The following is a 2,611-nucleotide window of genomic DNA, read 5'->3' as shown; positions in this document are numbered from 1 at the left end:
AGGGCCGGTCGTCGCGCACCTACGGTGCGCATGCCCCCCCGGCACGGCGATATCCGAGCTCACCACCAGAGGACTGAGAGGATCGCGGGAGGGAGAGGAAGAGATCTTCGCTTCAGCGTCTTGCCACGCAGATGCGGACCGTCTCAGACCCACCCAACCCTGTCGTCCTGGATTTTAGCGCGGGCGATCGACCTGCACTCGGCTCTCCGATTCAGGCACTACCGGGAAGCCACACGGACCCTGAATCGACGATGTCCGATGGACGCGATGCACGAACCTTGGCACCCATGGCGCACCTCCGCATCGAACGTACCTTCCTGCCATGTCCTACGTCTCGTCCACCATCGGCCGCGTGCTCGACGACATCAACCGCAGCTACTTCCTGCCGGCCATACAGCGACCGTACGTCTGGCAGCCCGAGCAGATCGTCGCCCTGTTCGACTCCCTTTTGAAGGGCTACCCGATCTCCTCCTTCCTGTTCTGGGAGATCCGGCCCGAGCGTCGGGCCGACTGGGAGATCTACAAGTTCATCGAGAACTTCCGCCACGGCGACACCCACAACGAGATGGCCGAGCCCGATGGACGCGACGTCAAGCTCGTGCTCGACGGGCAGCAGCGCCTGACCTCGCTGCTTATCGGCCTGCGCGGCACGTACTCGGTGCGCGCCAGGTACGGCCGGCGGCACAACCCCGACGCCTGGAGCAGGCAGCGCCTCTACCTCGATCTTCTCAAGGACCCTGCGGTCGACGACGCGGTGTCCGACGACGAGGACCTCGGCATCACCTACGGCCTGCGCTTCTTCGAGACGGAGCCGAAGAGCGACGCACGGCACCACTGGTTCAAGGTCGGGCGCATCCTCGACTGCATCGGCGACGATGCCTTCGATCGCTTGAGAGACGAGGTGGTCGATGCCCTGCCCGACGCGTCCACGAAGGCGCAGGGCAGGATCGTCGAGAAGACCCTCGACCGGCTCTACCGCATGGTGTGGAAGGACGAGGTCATCGCCTACTACACGGAGAAGGACCAATCCTACGACCGCGTGCTCGATATCTTCATCCGCGCCAACGACGGCGGAACGAAGCTGAGCAAGTCCGACCTCCTCCTGTCGATGATCACCGCGCAGTGGCAGGGCGTCAGCGCCCGCCAAGAGATCTACGGCTTCGTCGACCACCTCAACGAGGGGCTCGGCGCGAAGAACCGGCTCGACAAGGATTTTGTGATGAAGTCCTGCCTCGTGCTCTGCGACCTGGACCAGCGCTACAAGGTCGCCAACTTCACGACCTCCAACCTCGCCCGCATCGAGGCGAGCTGGACGCGCATCAAGGCGAGCCTTGTGGCGACGCTGCGGCTCGTGAACCGCTTCGGCATCGACGGGGAGACGCTGACGTCGCTCAACGCGCTCCTGCCGATCGCCTACTACCTCCACGGGGTCGGCGGCGGCAGCCTGGACGGCACGACGCCGTTTGAGGCGGCGAACGCCCGGCATATCCACCGGTGGCTGCTCGGCAGCCTGCTGAACGGCGTGTTCGGCGGCAGCTCCGACCGGACGATCGGCGCGGCGCGCGCGATCCTGCAGGAGGCGCTGAAGGACGGGCGGGACTTCCCCCACCGCGCCCTCGTGCAGGGGCTCGCCTCGCGCGGGCGGGCGATCGCATTCGACGACAACAACATCGAGGGTGTCCTCGACGTCGGCTACGGGAAGCGCACCTGCTTCCTGGCGCTGTCGCTCCTCTACGACACTCAGGCCTGGGGTTCGACGCCGCACCACGTCGACCACATCATCCCGCGCTCGCTCGCCGACCGGAAGGCGCTGATGGCGCAGAACCTGTCGGAGCCGCTGATCCAGCGCATCCTCGACAGCGTGAACCGGCTCGGGAACTTGGAGCTGCTGCTCGTGCGCGAGAACCTCGAGAAGAGCAACCTGCCGTTCGAGCAGTGGCTGCGCACCCGCGATGGGACGTTCCTCGACCGGCACCTGATCCCGAGGGATCCGGCGCTCTGGCAGGTGGGCGCGCTGCCCGAGTTCGTCGCCGCGCGCGAGGAGCTGATTCGGCAGCGCCTGCGGGGGCTCGACCTCGATCCGGCCGGCATCGTGCCGCCCGCACCCTTCGCCACGACCGGGAGTGCGGCGGGAAACTGATCGGCGGTGATGCCGAGACCACCCCCGGCATCACCGCTGCCATCGCACGAACTGACCCACCGAGCTCACCGCAACCTGCGCTCGTCGCACTCCCGGGTACGGCGTGCGGACCGGGAGACCTCGTGCGCATCGCTGCGGACGGCGAGCGCTTCGTGCCGCACCGCTTCCGCGACGGCCTTCTGCGAGTGGCCGATCCGGCCCTCGGCAAGGTCAAGCACCACGCCGCCAACCAGATCGCCGTGCGCGAGGACGAGGTCGTCGCCTACCTGCGGCGCGGGTTCCTGCTGCGCATGCGCGGCGAGCGGAGCGGACAGGTCAACCTGATCGCGGCCGCGGAGATCGTGCAGGTTGCTTGACCCGCGCCCACCGGACAGCGCTACCCGGCCCGGGATCGTCTCAACGCCGGATTGTCAAACGGCATCGGAACGGGACCCCTGATCGGCGTCCAATTGGGGCTCTGACTCACTTTTG

At 67.0% G+C, this 2,611-nt stretch carries 2 protein-coding genes; both read left to right on the top strand.

The genetic code is table 11. The features are described from left to right. Positions 1-322: 322 nt before the first annotated feature. Positions 323-2,140, top strand: coding sequence for a GmrSD restriction endonuclease domain-containing protein (locus MZTS_RS15320; RefSeq protein ID WP_192284513.1), 1,818 nt, complete (start codon positions 323-325; stop codon positions 2,138-2,140). 122 nt (positions 2,141-2,262) lie between these two features. Beyond that, positions 2,263-2,496, top strand: coding sequence for a hypothetical protein (locus tag MZTS_RS15315; RefSeq protein WP_056363097.1), 234 nt, complete (start codon positions 2,263-2,265; stop codon positions 2,494-2,496). Positions 2,497-2,611: the final 115 nt, after the last annotated feature.

The sequence above is a fragment of the Methylorubrum zatmanii genome (genome assembly GCF_014845115.1).
Taxonomy (GTDB): Bacteria; Pseudomonadota; Alphaproteobacteria; order Rhizobiales; family Beijerinckiaceae; genus Methylobacterium; species Methylobacterium zatmanii.
This window is presented reverse-complemented; position numbering and strand designations above follow the sequence as displayed.